This is a genomic window from Bacillus sp. ISL-46 (genome assembly GCF_018613205.1).
The window spans coordinates 1-320 of the sequence record NZ_JAGGQR010000066.1 but is presented as its reverse complement, the minus strand read 5'-3'; the positions used below and the strand labels follow the sequence as shown (position 1 = coordinate 320).

Annotated in this window: 1 protein-coding gene; it reads right to left on the bottom strand. The window is 35.0% G+C overall.

Features of this window, described 5'->3' with window-relative positions; translation table 11 throughout:
• A partial coding sequence (locus tag J7E67_RS26310) for a YhgE/Pip domain-containing protein (protein ID WP_214733137.1) occupies positions 1 to 181 on the bottom strand: 181 nt, incomplete at its 3' end.
• Positions 182 to 320 lie beyond the last annotated feature (139 nt).

Below are 320 nucleotides of genomic sequence, written 5' to 3'. Positions count from 1 at the left end.
TTGATCCCAGATCTTTATTTACTACTGCAATTGGAAGGTCCCCAGTTTTAGAATAGGGATTTCTAAAAGCGGATAGAAAAATGCTGCTATAGAGCAACGGTATAAAAAGAATGGCTATCAATGTTAATCCAGTTTTGCGATGGCTGAAAATATTTCTCCACTCGCCCCTTATCATATTCAACTATTTTATCCCCCATTGTTTCCGGGTACCGATTTATTTTGTAGGACCCTTATTTCATAGGCTAATTTTACTATAAGATGTCCTTGGGTGTTAGATACTTCATTTTTCCATTTTTGAAACTTTTTATATTGACCCAATT